We start from the raw sequence: 24,799 nt of genomic DNA, 5'->3' as shown, positions 1-24,799 counted from the left end.
AAAACTACTGGAAAATCTATGTCTTTACATATATAATAGGATAAGAATATGTAATGAAAGGAATTTTAGAAGAATGAAATTCGTAATACAGCGTGTTACACATGCCAAAGTTGAAGTTGAACAGAAAATTATTGGTTCCATTCAGAATGGCTACCTGGTATTAATCGGAATTGCTGAGGATGATAATGAAGAAATTGCAGATAAATTAGTTAAAAAGCTATTGGGATTAAGGATTTTTGCAGATGAGAATGGCAAGACAAATTTAAGTCTAAAGGATGTAAATGGATCCCTCTTGTTAGTTTCACAATTTACATTATATGCAGATTGCCGTAAGGGAAATCGACCGTCCTTTGTAAATGCAGGTAATCCAGAAAAAGCCAACGAATTATATGAATATATCATTGAAAAATGTCGTGACGAAGTTCCGGACGTACAAACTGGTTCCTTTGGAGCTGATATGAAGATAACTTTGCTGAATGACGGTCCATTTACAATTATATTAGATTCAAAAGACTTGATGTAAAGTCTGCTTTGTGCGTTAATATGGTATATATAGTGGTAGTGAAGTATCTATTCGCAAAACACAGCTTTTACGAATAAATGCTGCCATTTTAAGCCGGTTAGCACCGACGCACGCATAAAAATACCTTTGACTTACACAGGCATTCCCTTATGGCTGTTTCAGAGCTTTTTATAGCCACATTTGCAGTCCGGCTTTATAGCAAATGAGTAAAAACTATGAATGAAAAATAAAAAGTGCATGAACCCTAAAGTTTCTTTTGGAATACTTTAAAAGTTCATGCGTTTTTTGTTCTTATTTCATAAGATATAATGCACGATACTGCAAAATCATTTCTACACATTTATCAATGCCAAGAGCACTGCTGTCTAAGGTCAGATGATAGCTTCTTGAATCGCCCCATTTCTTGCTGGTATAGTAATTGTAGTAACTGGCACGCTGTTTATCCTTTTTCTGGATAGCATCCTTTGCTTTGGATTCATTTACCTGCAACTCCGCAGCAACACGTTGTATCCGGAATTCCTTGTCAGCATGAATAAATACATTGATGCAGTTTGGATTTTCTGCCAGTGCATAGTCGGCACAACGACCAACAATGACACAGGATTCTTTTTCAGCAATTTTCTTAATTGTTTCAAACTGTGCTAAAAATACCTTGTGATTTAACGGCATATCTAAAAACGGTGCGGATGAATAGCCATTTATGGAATATGTATCCATAACTAAAGAATATAAGAAACTGTTCGTTGGCTTTTCGTCCTGATTTTCAAAAATTTCACGGCAGAAACCGCTTTCTTTTGCAGCTTCCTGTAAAAGCTCTTTATCATAAAACTTTATGCCGAGACGATCTGCAACTTTCTTGCCAATTTCTCTTCCGCCACTTCCAAATTCACGTCCGATGGTTATAACAACATTATTTCCCATAGTAATCACCTCTTTATGCAAAATATATAACTTGATAAATGAATTATAACATATTTAGTGCACTATTCCTAGTATTTTCTGAAAATAAATAGAATTTTTTAAAATTGAAAACAGCCAAACACTAAATATTACCGAAAATAATACCGGAGAAAGCATAAAAAATTGAAGAAGAATCCTGAATTAATTCTTCCTCAATTTATTTAAAAGATCTTCAAAATATTCCGGAATAGGTGCTTTAAACTCAACATATTCTCCGGTTGTCGGATGCACAAATCCAATGATATAAGCATGAAGGGTCTGTCCTTGCAGATGATATGGATTCTTCAGACTGCCATATACGGTATCGCCCAGTAAGGGATGACCAATACTTGCCATGTGAACACGAATCTGATGGGTACGTCCCGTTTCCAGTTTGAATTCCATATAAGTTGCATCTTTTAGACGTTCTATAACACGGTAATGGGTAATTGCCGGTTTCCCATTTCGTTCATTAATTGCCATTTTCTTACGGTCTTTTGGATGACGTCCGATTGCGCCTTCAATGATGCCGGAATCTTCTTTTACAATTCCTTTTACAATGCCACGATACAGCCGGTTAACGGAATGCACTTTAATCTGTTCTGCAATCAGACGATGGCTCTGGTCATTTTTGCATATAATCAGTGAACCGGTGGTATCCTTATCAATTCGATGAACGATGCCTGGCCGGATTTCACCATTGATTCCGGAAAGATTTTCCCTGCAATGGTACATGATTGCATTTACAAGCGTTCCGCTGTAATGTCCGGGACATGGATGTACAACCATATCTTTGGGTTTATTAACGATAATTACATCATCATCTTCATACAAGATGTCTAATGGAATAGCTTCTGGTAAAATGGTTGTCTTTACCGCATCTGGTATGGTCACAGAAACCATATCTTCTATATGCATCCGATAATTTGCTTTTGATTGTGGCACATCATTGACCAATACCAGCCCGTCTTTTATCAGCTTCTGAAAGAAACTTCTGGACTGTTCCGGGTAGATAGCAGCCAGAAACTTATCCAGACGTTCCTCTTCATATTCATCCGTAACTTCAAAAGTTTCATTATGCATAAAAGAAATTTCCCCCTACTCTTCTACTTTTTTGCTCTTCATAAATGGGAAAATCTGACCTAATTCCTCTTCCTTATAATAAAACAGCATCAGCAGAATAAAGAGAATACATGCTACTACCACATAAATATCTGCAACATTAAAAATTGGGAAATTAATTAGCTTAAAATAAAAGAAATCAATGACATACTGGTGTACAACACGGTCAATCATATTTCCAATAGCACCGGCAACAATCAGTACAGCAACAATGCGGATTGGTGTAAATCTTTTCGCCAGTGGAATATTATGATAAAGAATTACCACTATTACAAGGAAAATCAATGTTCCAATCACAAAAAAAGTTTTCTTCCCCTGCATAATACCAAAGGCTGCCCCCTGATTTTCAAGATACTGCAATTCAAAAACGTTCTTAATAATTGGAATTGCAGCCTGTCCTTTGAGATGAAGCACGGCTAAATATTTTGCTATCTGGTCGAGAAAAAGCAATACTGCTGTACTCAATATAGTAATTATATACATAATTTTCTTATTCATAAATCTATCGCCTTTCGTCTTTTTTATGAAACATACTGCCGGAAGTGGATTTTCATCATTAATCAAACATACTGCCGGAAACGGATTTTCATCTTACTTTTCTTTGTGGTGCCAATTTCCCCATCAAAAATAAATTTTCCGGTTCCGCGGATGGAAATCACATCATTTTGTTTACATAAGTATGTGTTATGTAAACACTCTGCACCATTGATAAAAATTTTACCGGATTGTATCAGCACAACCGACTGGCTTCTTGATTTTCCACTCATGGCAGCTATCACACTATCTAAGCGATTCGATGCCACAATTTTTTCGAATTCTTTTAATTCTGGCTCCACTGCAATAGCTGATGGTTCTTCTAAAACACAATGTACTATAGTATGACATACCTGTTGAAGTTCCTCGGCTATGTAATCGGCAATTTCCCTTTTTACAAAAAGGTAAGCCTTATTATCCTTTATCAGAATGTCTCCAAGCTTCTCTCTTGCAATGCCAAGATTCATCAATGCTCCCAATACATCCCGGTGGGAAATTGTATCTGCAAATTTCGGATAAGCCGGTGCAATTTCAATACATTTAATCGGATAACTCCATTCATAATAAAGAGCATCAGGAAGAAAAGCTGCTATCTGACGCTCTGCATAAAAACAGCCGCCCGATAATTCATAGGTAATTCCCAATGATCCGGCGCAGCTATTTAAGATATTCTGTTCATTCAGGGTAAGAAAATCGCTGAAACAGACAATCCCCTTGCGTTGTGCCTGCTGGAACAAGTCCAGGAAGCGTTTTTTTATTAATTGTTCATCCTGCATCATAGCTATATCACATCATATATTTTGATTGTAATACTATTAACGAAAATCTGTCTGAATGGACGAACCGGAGAAGCTGTCTAAAATCTCCTGGAAGTCACCTGAAATATCAACAGATTCCGGTGTAATAATAAAGATATAATTGGATATCTTCTGCAAATTTCCATTGATTGCATAACAGGAACCAGAGGTAAAGTCAATAATTCTCTGGGCAATCTCAACATCCAGACCCTCTACATTCAATACAACGGTACGGTTCATAAGAAGAGTCTCAGTAATCTCTCTTGCATCCTCAAAAGAGGTTGGCTTAATCACACAGACTGCCATATTACCATTCTGCTTCCGGCTGCTGCGCATTGGAGTAATCTTGCTGACTGCCTTTGGTTTCTCCTTTACAACAGGCTCATCGAAATCGTCATCCTCTTCCTCATGCTTATGGAAAAGCTTTTTCTTTGGCTTTTCTTCTTCCTCCTCATCATAATAATCGTCATCATAGAAATCATCATCGTCATCATCTGAGTTCAAACGCATAACATCCATAAATTTATCAAAAAGACCCATTGTTCATTCTCCTAACTACTTATTTATTATAATTTCTTTCGCCAAAAATTCCGGTACCGACACGAACCATTGTAGCACCTTCCTCAATGGCAACCATATAATCTCCTGTCATACCCATGGACAGGACATTCATAGATACATTATCAATGTTTTTTGCGGCTATGTCAACAGATAATTGGCGGATATTCCGAAAATATTGACGGTTATCTTCTGGATTTTCTACCAACGGAGCAATGGTCATAAGTCCTTTTATCCGTACATTTTCAAGCTGTGCAATCTGTTCTACCAGTGCAATGGCATCCTCTGCATGAATACCAAATTTGCTGCTTTCTTCAGCAATATTGACTTCCACAAGAATCGGAACTGTGATATTTTTCTTCTTTGCCTGAATATTAATTTCTTCAGCGAGACGGTAAGAATCTACAGAATGAATCAGGCAGACCTTATCAACGATATATTTCACTTTATTTCTCTGTAAATGACCAATCATATGCCATTTGATATCCTGTGGAAGCTCATCATATTTTTCTACCAGCTCCTGCACTTTATTTTCCCCAAAGTCACGGATGTTTTCATCGTAAATTTCCTGCAGCATTGGTACCGGCTTGGTCTTGCTGACAGCAATCAATGTTACATCTTCCGGATTCCTTCCGGACTTTTCACATGCCTTTAAAATATTTTCCTGCACTTCTTTTAAGTTTTCTTTCAGCATTTTATACACCTCTTAATCTCATGATATCATTTTATGATAATGTTACTTTTTTAACAATATTAATTAATCAGATCATCCTCGGAAACAGCATCGCCCTCTAATGCAATGTGATCATAAATGGAGATTCCAAAATCTGTTCCAGCCTTTACAATGGTATATTCTTCATTCTGATACAAAATATCAATCTGCTTGAATACCGCATATCCCTTGTTGACATTGTATACACCCTGAAGTGTGGACTGCGCCTGCACCTCAAAAGTATCGTTGGAATCCGGCTTTTGAATGATACTGCCGGCAGTAATTTCTTCTTCGTCAATATAATAATCCGTTTCGGATTCCTGGAAAATAGCTGTTGCAACGAAATTAACAGCATTGGTCTTATTGTCCCTTACATATAAGCCTAAGGAGTTAGAATCGCCTCCACGGGTAAAATATTCCTTCGGAACAGTATAGAAAGCCTTTTCCGTGATGGAAGAATTTGGGATCTTAAGTCCACTCCGCTCTGTCAGCAGTAATTCCACATCGGTAAAACGGTCTCCTGCAAAGCGAACCATGTTATTATGCAGAGATAATATCACATAATAATCATTCCCCTGGGTTTTTAATTCATAATTCACCCAGCAGCTCGTATTGTCTTTTTTAAATTTGATTTCAATAACATTGCTGTCTGTTAACCGGTCATAGGTTGCTTTCTTGACCGGAAGAATGATATTCCAGTTTTCACTGGTAATCTGCTTATAAATCGGGTCACCTGCAGCAATCGTACTGTTATTTTTAATGGTTGTCTTCTTATAATCCAGCGGCTGAATATCATCTGCCGTAAAATTATCTGTCGTGATATTTTCATAGCCATCGGTATAATAAGCAATCAGCCCCGGAGTCTGGGCATAACTGATATGGAAGGTATCACTTGCCGTTGCCCCGGATGCTGTCAAATCGGATAATGCACTCATATTTACCGATTCCATGACCTGGGAGCTTACATTTTCTTTAAAATCATATACATGATAAAAAGATAATGAATCATAGGACTGGGTAAACTGTGATACATTGGACTTCAGATTTTTAAAATAATCACTGTCAAGCCCCGTGGTATCTGAAGCAGCTGCAGCCGCCAACTGATCACTGACAGAGCCTGTCTCATCCACAGAACAGATAATATTGTTCCAGCCAGCCTGGGCATTGTCTGCAATGTAATAATTAAAGGTACCACTATAGTCGGAAGTATAAACACTTTCTGACCTTACAATCAATCCGGTATAAGTATTATTCTCGGCAATTGTACCCTGGGTCACTTCATATATTCCAATGTGTTTTTCAGTGAAATAAGAAAATACATAAAAAAGAATATATACAAGAATAATGACAAAAATGACAATCTCTATATTTAAATGAAATGGTTTTCGATACTTTACAATCTTTTTTGTTTCAGCCACAATCGTTCCGCCTTTATAAAGAATAAATAGAAATTGATGTATAATGTCATCCACTTTGCACCATACTACATAGTAAAGGAGGACTTTGGCTATGAGTTCAAAAGGATTAGATTATACATTACTAACACTTGTAATCATTGGAGCCATCAACTGGGGACTCATCGGATTCTTCCGATTTGACCTGGTGGCATTTCTGTTTGGTAATATGAGCTGGCTTTCCCGCATTATCTATGCACTTGTCGGAATCAGCGGTCTTTATCTGCTTTCTGCCTACGGACGAATCCGCTCTATCGAACAGGCTTAGTAAAAAAGGTGTCTTAAGCATTTTAAGGACTTAAGACACCGCTTTTACTGCCAATTCAGGCATTTTTAAAGTGCTGCAACTACTTTTGCTTTTGCACATTCTGGAAGTTTTGAAGCATCCATAGAAATACTTAAAATAAATTTAACTTTATACTTCTCACTGATGACATCAAGTTTTTCAATAGCATGGGTAAATTCTTCGTCCTTCATACCGGAAATCGTAAGAAAACTATCCAGATACATCTCATGTAAATCATGATCAGATGAAACGATACCACATATAAAACCTAAAAACTCATCACAATTGGATATTGGAAAATCTGCAACATTGACAAGTCTGACTTTATTGTCCAGCTCATACATATGTTTCTGGCTCTTATCCAGATATACAATGTTGCCACAGACTGTTTTTACAGCTTCATTTACCTTATCCAGTAATACTTTTGTCTTTCCTTTACCCTTTTCTCCTGCAATTATTTCAATCATCGCATTTCCTCCCAGACATTATTTTCTTCAATGAAGAACTATATAAATTCATTATATAATATGTTGCAGCTTTATACAATGCCTAGTTACCACATCCGGCAAGTATTTCATTCATCATAAGATACAGATTGGATTTACAGTCTGCCTTTAATACAATGGATATCACCGGTTGTCCACCGGCATTATCCGTAAGTAACACAAGACAGAATCCTGCGTCCCCGGTGGTTCCTGTCTTACCGCCCACCAGTGTAAATCCATCCGGTAATTTGGATTCACCGGTTTTATACTGATTGGTACTGCTCCAGTCCTGGGTCTTAGCACTGCCATCTGCCGCTGTATAATTGGTGGTATAGGAGCTGGTAGAAATCAGCTGGTAAAAGGTCTCGTCCTGTAATGCCTTTTGGAAAATCAGATACAAATCATAAACGGTTGTATAATGATTCTCATCCGGCAGTCCATTTGGATTCATAAAATGAGAACCGGTTGCACCAAGTTGCTGTGCTTCCTGATTCATCAAATCCACAAAAGCTTCTACGGAACCGGAAATATGTTCTGCAATTGCAATGGCTGCATCATTTCCGCTTCGCAGCATCAGACCATAAAGTAAATCCTGTAAAGTCATCTGGTCTCCCGCCTGCAATCCGCATTTAGAAGAATCAGACGCCAGATTTACGGCATTGTCACTGATTGTTACCACATCACTGAGATTTCCATATTTGATAGCAAGATAAGCGGTCAGTATCTTTGTTGTACTGGCCGGATACATCCGCTCATATATATTCTGGGCATATGTAATTGTATTAGTTGCCGTGTTAAATACTCCGGCGGCCTCTGCCACACTGTTATGTTCTACGGATTCCTGCCCGATATTTTCAGTTCCGCCAACACATAAATTGGCACCAAAATAAGAGCTGACCGTATCCTCTGCACCGGATAGCACATTTACGCTGCTGCTTTCTCCATATACCGGATAGCCATTCTCTACAACGCTTTTGGCTTTCCCACAACCCGTTACAGATACGAACACACATACAACAAGCAGACCTGCCAGTACACGTTTATTTATACATTTCACGCCACTCAAGGTCTCCTCTGTCTAATGATTTAATCAAAAGCTCTGCAGTAGCAAGATTTGTTGCCAGCGGAATATTGTGTATATCGCATAAACGAACAACACTGTTTACATCCGGCTCATGTGACTTCTGTGATAATGGATCACGCAGGAAAATCACAAGGTCAATCTCGTTATGCTCAATCTGTGCACCAAGCTGCTGTGCACCGCCTAAATGACCTGCGAGATATTTGTGGACATTCAGATTTGCTACTTCCTCAATTAGTCTTCCGGTAGTTCCCGTTGCAAAAAGTTCATTTTTACAAAGAATTCCCCGGTATGCAATACAAAAATTCTGCATAAGCTTTTTCTTCGCGTCGTGTGCAATCAAACCGATATTCATTCGTTTAGTCCCCCTGTCCATATTTTCTAGGCTGAAGCCCTACATTCAGTACCAGACCAATTCCCGCAAACAGCGTGACTAACGATGTTAATCCATAGCTTACAAAAGGAAGTGGAAGTCCGGTATTTGGCATCAAGCCTGTGACAACGCATATATTTACAAAACTCTGGAAACCAATCAATGCAGCAATTCCGCTGGCAATCAACCGGCCTGCCATGTCTTTTGCACGTCTTGCAACCAACAGACATTCTATGGTAATAAGAAACAGTAATACGATAATAATAATACTGCCGATAAAGCCCATCTCTTCACCTACTATAGAAAAAATAAAGTCTGTCTGTGGTTCTGATATAAAGTTACCGTTTTTAACAGAAACAATATTCGTATTATTAAGTCCCTTGCCCCAGAGTTGTCCGGAGCCCACTGCCATAATCGAGTTCTGCTGCTGATATGCAATGTTAGGATATTTATCGGGTTCCAGCCAGCCTAAAATACGAAGTGCCTGATTTCCTGTCAAAAGTTTCTGCCCCGGCTGTAATACCAGCGTTAAGACCACAACCAGTGACGGAACCGCCACTGCCAGCACACCCATTACTATTTTATAACTTAATCCGGCAATAAACAAGAGGGATGCAAAAATTAATGCTGTAACAATTGTGGTAGAAAGATCCGGCTCCTTAAAAATCAGAAGAAGCGGTACTGCTGCCAATACCAGCGTGCAAAACAGCGTCCGGATATTATTCAGTTTATCTTTATTTTTGCTTAGATAATAGGCAAAAAACAAAACTAACAGGATTTTGCCTAATTCGGAAGGCTGAAAGCGGATTCCAAGCTTCAGCCAGCGGCGCGCTCCTTTTGTCTTTTCTCCAATGACAAAGATAGCTGCCAATAAAGCCACATTAACAAAATAGAATATCCAACTGAATTTCAATATAAAATTGTAATCAATCAGCGATATACCAACCATTACAATCAGACCTAAGATTAATCCTGCAATCTGCTTATTCTGTACGGAAGGCTTTGCACTGCCAACTACCATAATTCCAATGATGGTCAGTGCCACCACATAAAATACCAGTCGGAAACGGTAGTCTCTTAAGCGGTATTGTTTTAACATAAATCACTACATCCAATCTGAAGTCAGTTATTTTCCGGAATGCTTCAAATCCTTAATCGGAATATTTGCAAACAATGCCGGAACAGTTCCGTTGTTACCATCTGATTCGGTCTGGGTAATCTGAATATCAAGCCCTTCCGCATCAATTTCCATATACTTTGATATTACCTGGATAATATCGTTTTTGATATTTTCCATTACATCCGGTGAGCAGTCAGCACGGTCTGAAATCAACAATAATTTCAGACGGTCTTTCGCTACATTACCGGAATTCTTTTTCTTAAAAAAATCCATGAATCCCATAATTATTATCCCCCTAGTTTTTCTTAAATAAACTTACGAATTTAGACCATACGCCATTTTTAGACTCTAAGTCAAGAAGCGGTACTTCTTCTCCCATGATACGTTTACAGATATTTAAATATGCCTGTCCTGCAAGGCTGTCAGAGCCTACTAACGGCTCACCCTGGTTGGTTGAGATTACAATCTGTTCGTCATCCGGAACTGCACCGATTAAATCGATAGCAAGAATCTCATGAACATCTTCAATGGACATCATATCGCCACGTTTTACCATATCCATACGCAGTCGATTTACGATTAACTCGATTTTCTTAATCTCATTTGCTTCTAAAAGACCAATGATACGGTCTGCATCACGGATTGCAGATACCTCCGGTGTGGTAACAACCAGTGCACGGTCTGCTCCTGCAATTGCATTTTTAAATCCCTGTTCGATTCCAGCCGGGCAGTCTAATAATATGTAATCAAATTCTTCTCTTAATTCTTCTACTAATTTCTGCATCTGCTCCGGTGTAACAGAGGTTTTATCTCTGGTCTGGGCAGACGGTAATAAGAAAAGGTTCGGATATTTCTTATCTTTGATTAATGCCTGTTTGATTCTGCAGTTGCCTTCTACAACATCTACCAGATTGTATACAATACGGTTCTCAAGACCCATAACTACATCAAGGTTACGTAATCCGATATCGGTATCAATCAATACTACTTTTTTATTTAACTGTGCAAGACCGGTTCCTACATTTGCAGTAGTTGTTGTCTTACCAACACCGCCTTTTCCTGATGTAATAACAATTACTTCGCTCATGATTTATTCTTCCTCCTAAATCTTATATATTCATTAATAATCCACTTGTAATCGGTTCGATTAGTATGGAATCATCCATAACAACAGCTACCTGCGGTTCTAAAGTCTTCCGCCGGTTCTTAATGGCACTCAGTGGTCCGCGGTCAGAGCTTCTTCCAATTACATTACCTATTTTAATCTGTACCGGGTCCATATCAAGGGCAGCTACAAAGGTATGCTCATCTCCTGCCGCTCCAGCATAGGCATTGCCACGAAGCGAGCCTAATACCACAATATTTCCTTTTGCAATAATTTTTGCACCTGGGTTCACATCGCCAAGTACAACAATGCTTGTCTTACATTCAATGACCTGTCCACTTCGCAGTGTTCCCTTATAGAATTCACCGGTTCTTCCAGACTGACTTTCATCAAATTCCTGAATCTTTCGGGCACAGATTTCATCCCGCAGGGAATTATTATCTAAAATACATACCACATCAATGCTGGTATTTCGACTGATCAAATCAACGATTGCAAGTTCTTCTTCCTGACTTAATTCCCTGCCCTCAAAAGACAAGGCAATTCTGGCATTTTTAAAGAATTTGTCGGATTCTTTAAATTTATGAAGTATCTCGTCTAATAGCTCCTGAAATGGAATTCTATCATCTAAAATCAGATTGATTCCATGGGGATTACTCTTTAAAACAACTGGTTGCGACATATACTTCCCTCCTGACATTTAATCATTAAAGGCATTGGCAGCAGCTCCAACATCTTCTGCCTGACCATCTAACAAGGTAGATGTATCCTCCAAATGGAAATAATATTTATATACTGATGCAGCAAGTTCTGCAGTATTGGCTGATGTATATCCGTATGCAATACGGGTTGCAATGGAAATCTCAGGATCATTATATGGTGCATATCCTACATATAACGCATGGTTTGGTCTGGTTGGTACCTGCTGTGCGGTACCCGTTTTACCGGCAGAATCCACAGTAAGTCCATCAAACTGCTCATGGGTTTCTACCACCATCTTCATACCGGAATGAATGGCATCCCAGGTACTCTCTGAAATGTTGTCCATCGTGTTCTTTACGGTCGGTTCATAGGTTTCTAATACGTTACCATCGGAATCTGTAACCTGTTTTAACAGGGTATAATTATATACGGTTCCACTGTTTGCAACTGCAGTTACATAACGGGATAACTGTACCGTAGTAAAACTGTTGTTACTCTGTCCGATTGCAGAAGTAATCGGGAACTCTGTGGTCTGCTTCGGTTTACTTTCTGCAATTTCAATTCCGGTTTTAGAATCAAGACCATACATGGATGAGTATTTATTAATCATTTCCACACCATGGTCTTCATTATAAGTTCCATTTACCATACTTAAATCGTAACCAACTTTATAAAAGAAATAGTTACAGGAATCTCTTAATGCCTCTGAAACATTGATGGAACCGTGACTGCTTGGATAAATCCAACATTTTGGTCCATTTGCCACTTCTTCAAACTGTCCTTTATCCAAAATAGTTGTACCAGGTGAAATAATACCCTCAGTAAGTCCTGCTGTTGCAGTAACCATCTTAAAGGTAGAACCAGGTGCCGTCGTCTGCTGTGTTGCATTATTATAGAACGGATTTGATAAATCCTGATACAGCAAATTATAATAATTACTGTCTACTGTATTTGCCAGACGGTTGGTATCATAGCCCGGATAAGTAACACAGGCCAACAGTTCGCCGGTCTTTACATCTGTAATGACACAGGAGCCGGAACAAGGATCCAGTGCAAGCTGTGCCGGTGTAATCTCAAGATTCTTCACCTTTTCTTTTATAAAATTAAAGGCACTGATGCTGCCGGACTGTAACCCGCTTACTGCCGTGTCATCATAGTTTAACACTTTTTGGTCAAAAAGTGCAAGACAAAGCTGCGTTCCATTAATCAGGTCATCGTGAATCATGTACTTATACATAATCTTTGAAAATCCCTTATCTGATGCCAGTTCTTCTACAATATAGCTGACCAGTGCATCATAGATTTCGGAAGAATCAGAATACTTCTCGTCTACGGAAAACTTCGTGATATCAATCCATTTCTGGCTGATGGCATAATTTAAATATTCATTTACACTGATTTTATTACCTGCATAATTTTTATAGGTTTCATCCGATTTGTCAATGGAATCTGTAAGCAAAATTTTATTATTGACCAGCATTTTCGGAATATAGGTCATATAATTCTGCATTTCCTCAGGCAACTCATCCACTGGAGTTGCTGCTGAACTGCTAAGGCTGCTTTCCACCTGGGTTAATACTGTTTGCTGTTTACTTCCAAAGGCACTGAAAATCTGTTTTTCCACATCGGAAGCATCTTCAGTACTAAAGTGGTTTAAATCCAATACATTATTATTAATCAATGCAAAATACACATCATCAATTGGAATCAGAATATCGGACGCTGTTCCGGCTGCGGTATTATATTCTTTGATATTCACAATTTTAGAATATAAAATTCCGGCAATTTCCTGTTCCAAAAGATTATAAACCGCTTCCTGCAAATCTTTATCAATAGAAAGATAAACGTCATTTCCGGCCTGTGGCTCAATCCGTTCGGTTGTCTCCATTACTTTTCCGAGACTGTCGACATAAACGGTTTCACTGCCCTTTTTGCCCTGTAGTGTTTCGTCCATAACCTGCTCAATTCCGGATTTTCCAATGACATCATTTAAAGAATACTCATCATTATCAGCAGATAATTCATCATATTCTTCCTGGGAAATCTTTCCGGTATATCCGATAATATGGGAAAAATACTTGCTGTCTACATATTTTCGGATGGTATCTTCCGAGATATCCACACCCTGCAATGCATTCATATTTTCTGTAATATATGCTACGGTTTCATCACTAACATTTTGGGCAATGGTTGTGGAAATGTATTTCTGATAGCTGTTTTCTGCAATGGCACAACGCAATACCACAATCCGGTATAAGTCTTCTCTGGCATAATCATCTTCTGATAAATCATAGCCATTCTGTTTACTGGATCTGCAAAGGTAATCCATTACCTGCTTTGGGGTTGCTTCTGCTTCGTTATATTTCAGCTTCTTATTATAGGCTAAATCATCCGCAGAAGAATGTCCATAAGTGTCAGCAAGGAAACGCTTTAATGTGGTTCCCTCTACCGTATAATAATAGTTCCCGTCATCATCCAGTCCGATTTCAAAATCATTTTCAATGACATCGCCGTTTTTATCCAGCTCTTTGATAATATTGTAAAGTTCTGTATTAAGAGCCTCATTCTTTTCTGAAGTCTTGTCATAAGAACCATTATCCTCAATGGTTACGCTGTTTGCCAGTTCGTTGTAGGCTAAAAGATTACCATTACGGTCATAAATATTGCCACGGGAACCATTTAAGATACGTGGTTTCTGGATTTTTAAACTGTAATTATCCTGATACTCTTCACCTTTGATAATCTGAAGGTAAAATAGTCTGCCTATCAAAGTCGATGACAAAAGAATCATGACAACGCAGAGTACAAATATTCTTGATTTTGCAACTTTATGAAGTATTTCTTTCAGTGTATCAAACAAATTTCGCTGCACTCCTTTTTTCAATACGCTCTAACCGCTGGTTAATTTTCAAAATAATGAAATATAAAACCACAGAAATCAAAAGCGTGTATACAAGTTCCGGTATGATAATGTGTAACATATAATATCCAATTGCAAACTGCTTGCGGAATAAAAACCGGAAAAAGTAGATAAACAGATTATAAGATAAATCACTTCCGGCAATCAAAAGCATTGGAAGCTTAATATCGTCCGGGTAAAACATCTTCTTAAAGCATCCGTTTAAGAAGCCTGCATACATATATAAAAGGGCATAAAATCCAATCATCTCCCCAAAAAAGATATCTATCAGCAGTCCACTGAAGAAACCGATAAATATCCCTTCTTTTCTTCCGCGCATAAATCCAAAAGATGCACAGACCACAATCAAAAGATTCGGGGAAATAGACGCAAAGGATAACGCCTTAAATAATGTGCTTTGCAATAAAAAGCATACAACAATAATTAATGTAACGGTGATTTTTCTTCTCATCAATCAGACCCCGTTTCCTTTTTATCAAGTATTACCAAAACCTGCTGAAGATGTTCAAAGTCAACTGCCGGAGTAATGGTTCCTGATTTGGTCAGGTGGTTGGAATCTTCCGAAATACTGCTGACATATCCCACCAGAATGCCCTGCAGATATTTATCACTGACATTGGAGGTTACAATCTGATCTCCTATCTGAACCTTGTTTTCGCTGTCGTTTAATCCGGAGAACTCGATTACCTGGTCTTCATTCATACTCTGAAGATTACCATTTATAATACAGTTATCTGACGTATTTAATATCATGCCGTATACCTTGGCAGAATCATCAATCACAGAACGCACCTTTGCATAATGCGGTCCCACATCGATAACAATTCCTACCAGTCCGTTTCCGGCAATAACATTCATATCTACTTCAATTCCATCTTTGGAGCCTTTGTCAATGGTGAAAACGGAAAACCAGTTGCCTGGATCCTTTCCGATAACATTTGCTCCGGTTTTCTTGTAATCCGAATACTGCTGGTCTAAAGCTAACAGTTCCCTTAAATTATCCAGTTCATACTGTTCTAATTTAATGGTGTTTAATTCGTTGGTCAGTTCTTCTACCTGTCCCTTCAACTGTTCGTTTTCTTCCATGACGTCATTCAGATTTTTTAAATTATCTGCCTTGTCAGAAAGCCATGTACCAGCATAATTGATTCCCTTCTGCATTGGTTCAAAAATTGCACCGGCAATCGAATTCAACGGTCCGCCACCAAGATTCAATGAAAAACTGACATACATTGCCAGAATACATAATGCGGTCATGGACAATAATATATACTTTGTTGGAATTTGATGTTTTGGTCTACGTCTCATTTTATGCCTCTATTTATATATTTTGGACTTCATACTGAATCCTAAATGTTTATATTTTTCATCTGAAACAATCTTATTCAATCCACGAACTGCACATTCTTCCGGATTCTCGCAGGAATTTACCTTTATATTGGTAATCTCAGTAAATAATTTATCCAGATTATGTATTTTAGAACCGCCACCGGTAATATAAATACCGGAATGAATAATATCTTTTGCAAGTTCAGGCGGAGTCTTCTCCAAAATCATTTTAATAGAGTTACAGATAGAATTAAGATTATCCTTAATTGCAGCATAAATGACTTCTGCAGTAATCTCCATCTCAATCGGCAGACCACTGACTACGTCACGGCCAACTATAACCATACTCTTTTCCATGCCAGGTGTACCGGAACCAAGTTCTTCTTTTAAAGTCTTAGCAGTTTTGCGTCCAATCACAAGATTAAAGTTCTTTTTGATGTAACTGCTGATGGAGTCATCAATGCGGTTTCCACCAAAATGCAGTAAGTCACTTAATACAAGTCCACCCAGGGAAATTACTGAAATTTCTGTGGTATCTGCTCCGATATCTACAATCATGGCTCCGGTCGGCTCATTGACATCAAGTCCCAAACCAACAGCATCAGCCAATGGCTTCTCACATAAAAGGACAGACTTCGGTTTCATTTTGCTCTTATAAAAGATATCAAAGAAAGCTTTTTTCTCAACTTCCGTAATATCTGTTGGTACCGCAACGATAAATTCTGCACCACGGGTCTTGCCCTTTGCGTGTTTTTCTAAAAATTCCTGTATCATGGTCTGCATATTATTAAAATCTGCAATAACACCACAGATAATCGGAAAAGAAACCTGAATCTGCTCCGGTGCCTTCTCATACATTGCATACGCTGCATCACCATAAGCATACATCTGATTCTTATTTATGATGGCAATCGTATTTTTTTCATTTAGTATTTTCCCAGTTGCCTTGCAATATACCTTCATATTAGAGGTTCCAAGATCAATTCCATAAATGTTATTCGACATTTCTTTCTCCCTCCGGAAATCATAGCATTTCCTGTTCTTTAAAACTAAAATATTTTTTATCACCAATAATAATATGATCAGCAAGCTCAATTCCAAGAAGCCTGCCGCCTTCCACTATCTTTCTGGTAACTTCAATGTCCTGCCTGCTTGGTAGCGGATTTCCGCTGGGATGATTATGCACTAAAATCACATGTACTGCATGATATTCAAATGCTTTCAAGAAAATCTCCCTCGGGGAAATCAGTGAGGCATTTACTGTGCCAATTGAAAGAATGGAATCTGCAATCAGATGACACTTCGTATCAAACATGCAAAGCATCAGATGTTCTTTTTCTTCATGCCGAAGCTGCTCCATATAATAGTCTGCTACGGAAAAAGCATTCTGCATTACAACTGCCTGCTGGCGTCCGGTCTGTGCAATCCGCTTTGAAAGCTCTGCGATACACTTTAACTGGATTGCTTTTACTTTCCCGATACCCGGAACCTCCTGTAATTCCTTAAGACTCATCTGATAAAGCCCTAAAAGATTTCCGGTGCGTTTGCTCAATACATGCTTTGCTACTTCTGTTGAAGAACTTCCATTTGTGCCACAGCGGATAATTACCGCTAAAAGCTCTGCATCCGATAGGGATGCCGCCCCGGATTTCAAGCACTTTTCATAGGGCTGTTCGGAGACTGGCAGATTTTTTGCTGTCATATTATAACCTCTTTCTACTCTCACCGGTAACCCATTTCTTCCAAAAAGGCATATACTTTATATTAACACATCATATCTTCATTAACAAGTTTCTGTTCATAAAGTTTTTGTAAAGACATCAGGATTCCAAGTTTTGCATGATACCAGGTCAGTCCACCCTGAAAATATACGGCATACGGCTCTCTTAATGGACCATCGGCACTTAATTCAATGGAGGAACCCTGTACAAATGCCCCGGCAGCCATAATGACATCACTGTCATAGCCCGGCATTGCCCATGGCTCCGGTGTTACATAGCTGTCCACCGGCGCTGCAGCCTGAATTCCTTTGCAGAATGCAATCAGACCTTCCGGGCTGTTTAAGGTAACTGCCTGAATAATATCGTGACGGCTCTCTGTGCCATTCGGTACAACGGCAAAGCCCAGTCTTTCGTAGATATTTGCAGCAAAAATTGCACCCTTTAATGCACCTGCTGTAACTATCGGTGCCTGAAACAGTCCCTGATAGAAAGAAGAAATTACATTTAAGGAAGCACCCACTTCTTTGCCGAGTCCCGGAGAAGTAAGGCGGTATGCTGCATTTTCCACACATTCTTTTTTGCCGACAATATAGCCGCCGATTGGTGCCAGTCCGCCCCCCGGATTCTTAATCAAGGAACCTACAATCATGTCTGCTCCTACATCCAGTGGTTCTCTTTCTTCTACAAATTCACCGTAGCAGTTATCTACCATACAGATAACGTCCGGTTTTATGGATTTGATAAAGGAAATCAGTTCTCCAATCCGCTCTACGGATAAGGTAGGTCTTGTCTGGTATCCCTTGGAACGCTGAATGGTCACAAGATGTGTTTTCTCATTGATTGCTTTTTTGATATTCTCATAATCAAAGCTGCCATCGGAAAGTAAATCTACCTGGCGATAAGTAATGCCATATTCTGCCAGTGAGCCTTTGGATGGTCGGATACCTATAACTTCCTCTAAGGTATCGTACGGTTTTCCTACCGGTGATAATAATTCGTCCCCCGGTCTTAAATTTGACATCAATGCCAGTGCCAGTGCATGGGTTCCGCAGGTAATCTGCGGACGGACCAGAGCATCTTCTCCATGGAAACAGCTTGCGTATACTTTTTCCAGTGTATCTCTTCCCAGATCGTTATATCCATATCCATTGGACATGGCAAAGCATTCTGCGGAAACTCTGTTTTTCTGCATGGCATCAATTACTTTCATCTGATTATATTCTGCTGTTGCATCAATTGCTGCAAAACGTTCTTTTAATTCATCCTCTATCTTTTTCCCAAAAAGGTATACTTCTTTGCTGATACCCATTTCTTCATATTTCTTTTCAATCATTTCTTCTCTCATCATTTTCCTCGTCTTTCCGGCTGCAATTCCTTCCTAAACTACAGCAAGTCTATCATATAATGTTCTCTTTCTTTTTGTATGAATAAAAACTTAAGAAATAATAGCTTTTTCCTTAAGTATCTTTATCATGTATGCAAGAATTGCCTCATTTTTATAATCAAACTCATTTTTGTTAAGCCAGATGACATCCCGTTCCCGTTTAAACCATGTAATCTGCCGTTTTGCGAAATGTCTTGTTTCCCGCTTGATAATATAAACTGCTTCTTCCAAAGAATAACTGCCATCAAGATAGGATAACATTTCTTTATAGCCAATTCCCTGCATTGCCACCATATCTTTGGTGCAGCCCATTTCCTTTAAGCGGCGGACTTCTGCTTCCAGTCCATCTTCTATCATTTTATCTACTCTGGCATCGATTCTTTTGTATAAGTGGCTGCGCTCATCATTTAATACAAAATAGGCAAAATTATAAGGTGAAGTCCGCATCTGCTCTTTTGCATTATGCTCAGAAATCTTTCTACCGGTCTCCTGATAGAATTCCAACGCACGGATGACGCGTTTTCTGTTATTCGGATGGATGGCTTCGGCAGATTCCGGGTCCACTTCCTTTAACCGGTCATGAAGATACTGATTGCCATGTTCTTCTGCCAGCGCTTCCAACTCTTTCCGGTATGCACTGTCACTTTCCTGTTCCGTAAAATCAATATCATTTAACAGCGCCTGGATATAAAATCCGGTGCCGCCGGCAATAATCGGAATCTTTCCGTGGGCATATATTTCATTTAAATATTTTTTGGCATATTCCTGAAATTTTACCACATGAAATTCATCGAAAGGCTCTAATTCATCCACCAGATAATGACGTACACCATCCATTTCTTCCGGTGTGATTTTTGCGGAACCTACATCCATATGTTTATACACCTGCATGGAATCGGCGGAGATAATCTCTCCGCCAATGACCTTTGCAAGCTGAATGGATAATTCTGTTTTTCCTACCGCAGTAGGACCTGTCAGTACTACAATTGGTTTCTTCATCATCTTTTCCTACACAATCCGCTTGAATTTTTTCTCAATTTCATATTTTGACATGGCAATAATCGTTGGTCTTCCATGTGGACAATTATATGGATTATCAAGCTTCATCAAATCTTTCATAAGCTGTTCCATTTCCGGCAGGCTCAGTCTCTGGCTTCCCTTTACTGCAGCTTTGCAGGACATGGATGCGATTTTGTCTAAAATAACATCCGTCGTTGCCCGCTCGGATATGCCATCGGTAAGCTCGTCTAACATGTCAATCAATACATCCCTGGTATTCAGCCGGTAAAGATTACCCGGAACTCCGCAGATACTGTATTCTGCACCACCAAAGTGCTCAATTTCGAAACCTAGCTTCGTAAACTGTTCTTTGAATCGCTCCAGTACTTCTGCCTCACGCATGGATAATGTTATGACAATCGGCGGGCTGATAGCCTGAGAAGTAAACTCTTTCTTCTCAAACTGCTTTTTTAATTTTTCATACATGACTTTCTCATGGGCAGCATGCTGGTCTACAATAAACAGTCTGTCATTATATTCTACCAGCCAGTAGGTATCAAAAAGCTGTCCGATAATCTTCTGCTTTGCCATCTCCTCTTCTTTTAAGAAAGAACCCTGTTCATAGCTTCCTTCCGGCTTTGCTCCGTAGGTTTCTTCCTCCCGGAGGACATAGGCTTCTTTTGCCAGTTCTTTTTCCGTTTCTTTTTTCGATTGTTCCGGAAGCGGCTCTTTCCGAATCCGTTCTTCCATCATACCTTCCGGTGGCATTGATTTTATCGTATCAAGAAGCTTTTCCTGTGTCGCAGAGCTGACTGACCCGGTTCCCATTGGTCTGCTGACAGGATATTTTATTTCGTAAGGACTGTCTTTTCGTACTGCCTTCCGGATTTCTTCCAAACGTTTCTGCTCAAATGGCTCCGGCATTACCTTCTCTATCTTAGGAACTTCCATCTCGTTTTTCTTTGGTGTATCCACCGGAACTTCCGGTATAATATCACGGTGCACTAGCGCTGCCGATAAAATACTCTGCACTTCCCGGTACAGCTCCTGCTGGTTGGAAAAGCGAAGTTCCATCTTGGTGGGATGCACATTTACATCCAAAAGACTGCTGTCAATCTCAAAATAAAGTACTGTAAAGGGATACTGATGCTGCATCAGAAACGGTTTAAAGGCATCCTCTATAGCCTTGGATAAAATCTGGCTCCGGATAAATCTGCCATTGACAAAATATAATTCGTAGCCCCGGTTTCCTCTGGAAATCATCGGCTTTCCAATAAATCCACTGACTTTAAAAAGCTCGCTTTCATGTGCAATCGGAAGCAGCGCTTTTGTAATATCCCTTCCGTATAAATGGTAGATAATATCCTTGATATTTCCATTTCCGGATGACTGCAGTTTTACCTGATTATTCATAATAAATTTGAAAGCTACGTCTGGATGGGATAAAATCATCCGCTGCATCAGTTCATGAATATAGGTGCCTTCTGTCTGAGCGGATTTTAAGAATTTCTTTCTTGCCGGTGTATTATAAAAAAGATTCCGTATAATAAAAGTGGTTCCATCCGGCGCACCGATTTCTTCCAAAGAAACTTCCTTTGAGCCTTCAATGAGATAACGGGATCCGGTAAAATCACCGTTTGTCTTTGTAATGAGTTCCACCTGACTTACTGCTGCGATACTTGATAATGCTTCACCTCGGAACCCTAAGGATGTAACGGTAAACAAATCTTCTACGGATTTAATCTTACTGGTGGAATGACGCAAAAATGCCAAAGGAATCTGTTCCCTTTCGATTCCGCAACCATTGTCCGAAATACGGATAAAGGATATTCCACCTTCTTTGATTTCAACCGTTACTGCACTGGAACCAGCATCTATCGCATTTTCCACTAACTCCTTTACCACCGAGCTTGGTCGTTCGATGACTTCTCCTGCCGCAATTTTATCAATTGTTTCCTGACTTAACAGTGCAATCTGTGGCATAACGCCATCCACCTCCTTTACCATCTGTTTTTCACTTTATTCTGTAATTCGTATAACTTATTCATTGCTTCGATTGGTGTCATCTGACCCAAATCCAGTTCTTTTAATTCGTTTAATATCGTATCGTTGTCCATGGTATCAAGCAGTGATATCTGTTCTAAATCCACCTCGTCTAACTTCGGTTTGCTGCGTTTACTGCTTCCCTCCGCACTGATGTTCTGAACGATTTCCGTAATATCATTATTACTTAATTCTTCTACAATTTCTTTGGCACGTTCAATGACATTATCCGGCACTCCCGCAAGCTTTGCTACCTGGATACCGTAACTCTTATCAGCTCCGCCTTTTACAATCTTGCGCAGGAAAACGATATCATCACCCTTTTCTTTTACTGCAATGCAGTAGTTATTTACGCTGTTTAATTTGCCTTCCAGCTCCGTCAGTTCATGATAATGGGTTGCAAATAATGTCTTTGCGCCAAGAAGCCTTGGATTACTGATATGCTCTACCACTGCCCAGGCAATACTCAATCCATCAAAGGTACTGGTTCCACGTCCGATTTCATCTAAAATCAAAAGACTGTTGGAAGTGGCATTCCGTAATATGTTTGCCACTTCTGACATTTCAACCATAAAGGTACTCTGTCCGCTGGCGAGGTCATCAGAAGCCCCTACTCTGGTAAAAATACGGTCTACAATTCCAATTTTGGCTGATTTTGCCGGAACAAAGCTTCCGATTTGAGCCATCAGTACAATCAACGCACTCTGTCGCATATAGGTAGACTTTCCTGCCATATTCGGACCGGTAATAATGGACACACGGTTGCTGCCATTATCAAGATAAGTATCATTTGCCACAAACATTTCATTCTGAATCATCCGTTCTACTACCGGATGTCTGCCGTCTTTGATGTCGATAAGACCTTTTTCGTTTAATTTCGGACGGCAGTAATTATTCTGTTCCGCTACAGTTGCAAGAGATGCAAATACATCAATCTGCGCCACTGCTTTGGCGGTCTTCTGGATACGGACCACTTCATCCGCCACCTTCTGGCGGACTTCCCGGAACAGTTCATATTCTAAGACAATCAGCTTGTCTTCCGCACCTAGGATAACATCCTCTAATTCTTTTAATTCCGGTGTGATAAAACGCTCAGCATTTGCCAGAGTCTGCTTTCTGGTGAAATAGTCCGGCACCATGTCTTTAAAGGAATTGGTTACTTCAAGATAATAGCCAAATACTTTGTTATATTTGATTTTCAGATTCTTGATTCCGGTTTTCTCACGCTCTTTTGCCTCCAAATCAGCAAGCCAGCTCTTTCCATCTGTCTTTGCTTTCCGCAGGCGGTCCACCTCTTCGTTATAGCCCTCTTTTAAGATGCCGCCGTCATGAAGGGTAAGTGGCGGTTCTTCCGCAATGGAGCGTTCGATTAATTCGTATAATTCATCCAACGTATCCAGCTGCTCATATAAACGTTTTAAAAGTGGTGACTGAAAGTCACTCATCAGTGTCTTAATCGGTGGCAGCATATGTATGGAATTGCGAAATGCAATCAAATCCCTTGGATTTGCGGTCTGATAAGTAACACGGGTAATCAACCGTTCCAGATCATAGACCGGATTTAAATATTCCCGGATTTCTTCTCTTGTGATGGCATTGGTATTAAATTCGTCAATGGCATCATAACGTTCTTCTATTTCCGTACGCTCAATTAATGGCTGTTCCACAAAGCTTCTTAAGGTTCTTGCTCCCATGGCTGTCCTGGTCTTATCCAATACCCAAAGGAGAGAACCACGCTTTTGCTTTTCCCGGAGGGTTTCAACCAGCTCTAAGTTTCGTCTGGTAGAACTGTCAATAATCATGAATTTTCCGGTGGTATACGGATGAATTGCCACCAGATTGGAAAGGGTTGTTTTCTGTGTCTCGTAAAGGTATTTTAATAATGCACCGGCTGCAACGACGCCGCTGTCATAATCTGCAAGACCAAGTCCTTCTAAATCCCTGACTTTAAAATGATCCTTTAAAGTCATCTGTGCTGTCTCATCAGAAAAATACCATGCATCCAGAGAATAAATTACGATTCCCATACGGTTTTTCATATCATCGATATCAATTCCGCTGATATAAAATGCTTCATTACAGATGATTTCTGTCGGCTGGTATTTATTGACTTCGTCCAATAATTTCCGTTCCGAATCCACTTCTGTCACATAATAGTCTCCGGTGGTAATATCTGCAGAAGAAATACCATAATGGTCACCGATATATGCGATACACATGATATAATTATTTTTCGTTTCATCCAGTGCCTGTGCATTTAAGGTAGTTCCCGGCGTTACAACTCTTGTTACTTCACGCTTTACCATTCCCTTGGCAAGCTTCGGGTCTTCCACCTGCTCACAGATAGCAACCTTATAACCTTTTTTCACCAGTCTGGTCAGATAAGTTTCTGCTGCATGATATGGGATTCCGCACATGGGTGCCCGTTCCTCTGCACCACAGCTCTTTCCGGTTAAGGTAAGCTCTAATTCTTTTGATACAACCTTTGCATCATCAAAAAACATTTCATAAAAATCACCCAGACGGTAAAATAAAATACAGTCCTTGTATTCTTCATGTGTTTTTAAATAATGCTGCATCATTGGTGTATATTCCGTCAATGTTCTGTATCT

Annotated in this window: 25 protein-coding genes; 2 read left to right on the top strand and 23 right to left on the bottom strand. The window is 39.4% G+C overall.

Annotated elements, in window-relative coordinates:
• Positions 1-73: 73 nt before the first annotated feature.
• The gene (dtd, locus tag DXB43_RS04855; RefSeq protein WP_117946959.1) at positions 74-523 is read left to right on the top strand and encodes a D-aminoacyl-tRNA deacylase; all 450 of its coding nucleotides are present in this window, start codon (positions 74-76) and stop codon (positions 521-523) included.
• A gap of 291 nt (positions 524-814) precedes the next feature.
• Here dtd and DXB43_RS04850 read toward each other — a convergent pair whose 3' ends face one another.
• From DXB43_RS04850 to DXB43_RS04820, 7 genes are all read right to left on the bottom strand, one after another.
• Positions 815-1,444 (bottom strand): cytidylate kinase-like family protein, encoded by a 630-nt coding sequence (locus tag DXB43_RS04850; RefSeq protein WP_117946958.1) that lies wholly within the window; start codon positions 1,442-1,444, stop codon positions 815-817.
• 180 nt (positions 1,445-1,624) lie between these two features.
• Positions 1,625-2,545, bottom strand: a complete 921-nt coding sequence (locus tag DXB43_RS04845) for an RluA family pseudouridine synthase (RefSeq protein WP_117946957.1) — start codon at positions 2,543-2,545, stop codon at positions 1,625-1,627.
• A gap of 15 nt (positions 2,546-2,560) precedes the next feature.
• Complete coding sequence (gene lspA, locus DXB43_RS04840) at positions 2,561-3,082, bottom strand: signal peptidase II (protein WP_117946956.1); 522 nt, start codon at positions 3,080-3,082, stop codon at positions 2,561-2,563.
• Between the two features lie 62 nt (positions 3,083-3,144).
• Positions 3,145-3,897, bottom strand: coding sequence for a YlmH family RNA-binding protein (locus tag DXB43_RS04835; RefSeq protein WP_117946955.1), 753 nt, complete (start codon positions 3,895-3,897; stop codon positions 3,145-3,147).
• A gap of 36 nt (positions 3,898-3,933) precedes the next feature.
• Positions 3,934-4,455 carry a cell division protein SepF gene (locus tag DXB43_RS04830; RefSeq protein ID WP_022243820.1) on the bottom strand — a complete coding sequence of 174 codons (522 nt, stop codon included), beginning with the start codon at positions 4,453-4,455 and terminating at the stop codon, positions 3,934-3,936.
• Between the two features lie 19 nt (positions 4,456-4,474).
• Positions 4,475-5,167 (bottom strand): YggS family pyridoxal phosphate-dependent enzyme, encoded by a 693-nt coding sequence (locus DXB43_RS04825; RefSeq protein ID WP_117946954.1) that lies wholly within the window; start codon positions 5,165-5,167, stop codon positions 4,475-4,477.
• Between the two features lie 59 nt (positions 5,168-5,226).
• Positions 5,227-6,603, bottom strand: coding sequence for an HlyD family efflux transporter periplasmic adaptor subunit (locus DXB43_RS04820; protein ID WP_117946953.1), 1,377 nt, complete (start codon positions 6,601-6,603; stop codon positions 5,227-5,229).
• Between the two features lie 91 nt (positions 6,604-6,694).
• Here DXB43_RS04820 and DXB43_RS04815 point away from each other — a divergent pair, with 91 nt between their 5' ends.
• Positions 6,695-6,907 carry a DUF378 domain-containing protein gene (locus tag DXB43_RS04815; protein WP_022243817.1) on the top strand — a complete coding sequence of 71 codons (213 nt, stop codon included), beginning with the start codon at positions 6,695-6,697 and terminating at the stop codon, positions 6,905-6,907.
• Positions 6,908-6,972: 65 nt separating this feature from the next.
• On the opposite strand, the gene DXB43_RS04810 is transcribed toward DXB43_RS04815, so the two are convergent.
• From DXB43_RS04810 to mutS, 16 genes are all read right to left on the bottom strand, one after another.
• On the bottom strand, positions 6,973-7,392 hold the full coding sequence (locus DXB43_RS04810; RefSeq protein WP_022243816.1) for a hypothetical protein: 420 nt from the start codon (positions 7,390-7,392) through the stop codon (positions 6,973-6,975).
• An 82-nt stretch (positions 7,393-7,474) separates the two neighbouring features.
• Positions 7,475-8,467 (bottom strand): D-alanyl-D-alanine carboxypeptidase family protein, encoded by a 993-nt coding sequence (locus DXB43_RS04805; RefSeq protein WP_022243815.1) that lies wholly within the window; start codon positions 8,465-8,467, stop codon positions 7,475-7,477.
• Positions 8,451-8,846: a methylglyoxal synthase gene (locus DXB43_RS04800; protein WP_022243814.1), complete on the bottom strand. Its 396-nt coding sequence runs from the start codon at positions 8,844-8,846 to the stop codon at positions 8,451-8,453. The genes DXB43_RS04805 and DXB43_RS04800 overlap by 17 nt, the downstream gene beginning before the upstream one ends.
• A gap of 4 nt (positions 8,847-8,850) precedes the next feature.
• A complete protein-coding gene (locus tag DXB43_RS04795; RefSeq protein WP_117946952.1) occupies positions 8,851-9,963 on the bottom strand; it encodes an FtsW/RodA/SpoVE family cell cycle protein in 1,113 nt (370 codons plus the stop codon).
• Positions 9,964-9,990: 27 nt separating this feature from the next.
• Entirely contained in the window at positions 9,991-10,266 is a 276-nt protein-coding gene (gene minE, locus DXB43_RS04790; RefSeq protein ID WP_022243812.1) for a cell division topological specificity factor MinE, read from the bottom strand.
• Positions 10,267-10,279: 13 nt separating this feature from the next.
• Complete coding sequence (minD, locus tag DXB43_RS04785) at positions 10,280-11,071, bottom strand: septum site-determining protein MinD (RefSeq protein ID WP_022243811.1); 792 nt, start codon at positions 11,069-11,071, stop codon at positions 10,280-10,282.
• Positions 11,072-11,093: 22 nt separating this feature from the next.
• Positions 11,094-11,771, bottom strand: a complete 678-nt coding sequence (minC, locus tag DXB43_RS04780) for a septum site-determining protein MinC (protein WP_022243810.1) — start codon at positions 11,769-11,771, stop codon at positions 11,094-11,096.
• Between the two features lie 18 nt (positions 11,772-11,789).
• Entirely contained in the window at positions 11,790-14,651 is a 2,862-nt protein-coding gene (locus DXB43_RS04775) for a penicillin-binding transpeptidase domain-containing protein (protein ID WP_117946951.1), read from the bottom strand.
• A complete protein-coding gene (mreD, locus tag DXB43_RS04770) occupies positions 14,644-15,162 on the bottom strand; it encodes a rod shape-determining protein MreD (RefSeq protein WP_117946950.1) in 519 nt (172 codons plus the stop codon). The genes DXB43_RS04775 and mreD overlap by 8 nt, the downstream gene beginning before the upstream one ends.
• The gene (gene mreC / locus DXB43_RS04765; RefSeq protein ID WP_117946949.1) at positions 15,162-16,019 is read right to left on the bottom strand and encodes a rod shape-determining protein MreC; all 858 of its coding nucleotides are present in this window, start codon (positions 16,017-16,019) and stop codon (positions 15,162-15,164) included. The genes mreD and mreC overlap by 1 nt, the downstream gene beginning before the upstream one ends.
• 9 nt (positions 16,020-16,028) lie before the next feature.
• On the bottom strand, positions 16,029-17,045 hold the full coding sequence (locus DXB43_RS04760) for a rod shape-determining protein (protein ID WP_022243806.1): 1,017 nt from the start codon (positions 17,043-17,045) through the stop codon (positions 16,029-16,031).
• 19 nt (positions 17,046-17,064) lie between these two features.
• Complete coding sequence (gene radC, locus DXB43_RS04755; RefSeq protein WP_022243805.1) at positions 17,065-17,742, bottom strand: RadC family protein; 678 nt, start codon at positions 17,740-17,742, stop codon at positions 17,065-17,067.
• 62 nt (positions 17,743-17,804) lie between these two features.
• Positions 17,805-19,106, bottom strand: a complete 1,302-nt coding sequence (locus DXB43_RS04750; protein WP_117947001.1) for a methionine gamma-lyase family protein — start codon at positions 19,104-19,106, stop codon at positions 17,805-17,807.
• 90 nt (positions 19,107-19,196) lie between these two features.
• Entirely contained in the window at positions 19,197-20,147 is a 951-nt protein-coding gene (gene miaA, locus DXB43_RS04745) for a tRNA (adenosine(37)-N6)-dimethylallyltransferase MiaA (RefSeq protein ID WP_117946948.1), read from the bottom strand.
• A gap of 6 nt (positions 20,148-20,153) precedes the next feature.
• Positions 20,154-22,127: a DNA mismatch repair endonuclease MutL gene (gene mutL / locus DXB43_RS04740; protein WP_117947000.1), complete on the bottom strand. Its 1,974-nt coding sequence runs from the start codon at positions 22,125-22,127 to the stop codon at positions 20,154-20,156.
• Between the two features lie 17 nt (positions 22,128-22,144).
• Entirely contained in the window at positions 22,145-24,769 is a 2,625-nt protein-coding gene (gene mutS, locus DXB43_RS04735; protein ID WP_117841248.1) for a DNA mismatch repair protein MutS, read from the bottom strand.
• Between the last annotated feature and the right edge of the window lie 30 nt (positions 24,770-24,799).

Source organism: Roseburia sp. OM04-10BH, assembly GCF_003462605.1.
Taxonomy (GTDB): Bacteria; Bacillota; Clostridia; order Lachnospirales; family Lachnospiraceae; genus Roseburia_C; species Roseburia_C amylophila.
This window is presented reverse-complemented; position numbering and strand designations above follow the sequence as displayed.

Bases quoted from the DNA above. Each gene is read 5' to 3' on its own strand.
- DXB43_RS04845 (WP_117946957.1), bottom strand. From the start codon at position 2,545: ATGCATAATGAAACTTTTGAAGTTACGGATGAATATGAAGAGGAACGT.
- mutS (WP_117841248.1), bottom strand. From the start codon at position 24,769: ATGATGCAGCATTATTTAAAAACACATGAAGAATACAAGGACTGTATT.
- minE (WP_022243812.1), bottom strand. From the start codon at position 10,266: ATGGGATTCATGGATTTTTTTAAGAAAAAGAATTCCGGTAATGTAGCG.
- radC (WP_022243805.1), bottom strand. From the start codon at position 17,742: ATGACAGCAAAAAATCTGCCAGTCTCCGAACAGCCCTATGAAAAGTGC.
- minC (WP_022243810.1), bottom strand. From the start codon at position 11,771: ATGTCGCAACCAGTTGTTTTAAAGAGTAATCCCCATGGAATCAATCTG.
- miaA (WP_117946948.1), bottom strand. From the start codon at position 20,147: ATGATGAAGAAACCAATTGTAGTACTGACAGGTCCTACTGCGGTAGGA.
- minD (WP_022243811.1), bottom strand. From the start codon at position 11,071: ATGAGCGAAGTAATTGTTATTACATCAGGAAAAGGCGGTGTTGGTAAG.
- DXB43_RS04815 (WP_022243817.1), top strand. From the start codon at position 6,695: ATGAGTTCAAAAGGATTAGATTATACATTACTAACACTTGTAATCATT.
- DXB43_RS04795 (WP_117946952.1), bottom strand. From the start codon at position 9,963: ATGTTAAAACAATACCGCTTAAGAGACTACCGTTTCCGACTGGTATTT.
- dtd (WP_117946959.1), top strand. From the start codon at position 74: ATGAAATTCGTAATACAGCGTGTTACACATGCCAAAGTTGAAGTTGAA.
- DXB43_RS04750 (WP_117947001.1), bottom strand. From the start codon at position 19,106: ATGAGAGAAGAAATGATTGAAAAGAAATATGAAGAAATGGGTATCAGC.
- mreC (WP_117946949.1), bottom strand. From the start codon at position 16,019: ATGAGACGTAGACCAAAACATCAAATTCCAACAAAGTATATATTATTG.
- mutL (WP_117947000.1), bottom strand. From the start codon at position 22,127: ATGCCACAGATTGCACTGTTAAGTCAGGAAACAATTGATAAAATTGCG.
- mreD (WP_117946950.1), bottom strand. From the start codon at position 15,162: ATGAGAAGAAAAATCACCGTTACATTAATTATTGTTGTATGCTTTTTA.
- DXB43_RS04800 (WP_022243814.1), bottom strand. From the start codon at position 8,846: ATGAATATCGGTTTGATTGCACACGACGCGAAGAAAAAGCTTATGCAG.
- DXB43_RS04850 (WP_117946958.1), bottom strand. From the start codon at position 1,444: ATGGGAAATAATGTTGTTATAACCATCGGACGTGAATTTGGAAGTGGC.
- DXB43_RS04810 (WP_022243816.1), bottom strand. From the start codon at position 7,392: ATGATTGAAATAATTGCAGGAGAAAAGGGTAAAGGAAAGACAAAAGTA.
- DXB43_RS04835 (WP_117946955.1), bottom strand. From the start codon at position 3,897: ATGATGCAGGATGAACAATTAATAAAAAAACGCTTCCTGGACTTGTTC.
- DXB43_RS04760 (WP_022243806.1), bottom strand. From the start codon at position 17,045: ATGTCGAATAACATTTATGGAATTGATCTTGGAACCTCTAATATGAAG.
- DXB43_RS04830 (WP_022243820.1), bottom strand. From the start codon at position 4,455: ATGGGTCTTTTTGATAAATTTATGGATGTTATGCGTTTGAACTCAGAT.
- lspA (WP_117946956.1), bottom strand. From the start codon at position 3,082: ATGAATAAGAAAATTATGTATATAATTACTATATTGAGTACAGCAGTA.
- DXB43_RS04825 (WP_117946954.1), bottom strand. From the start codon at position 5,167: ATGCTGAAAGAAAACTTAAAAGAAGTGCAGGAAAATATTTTAAAGGCA.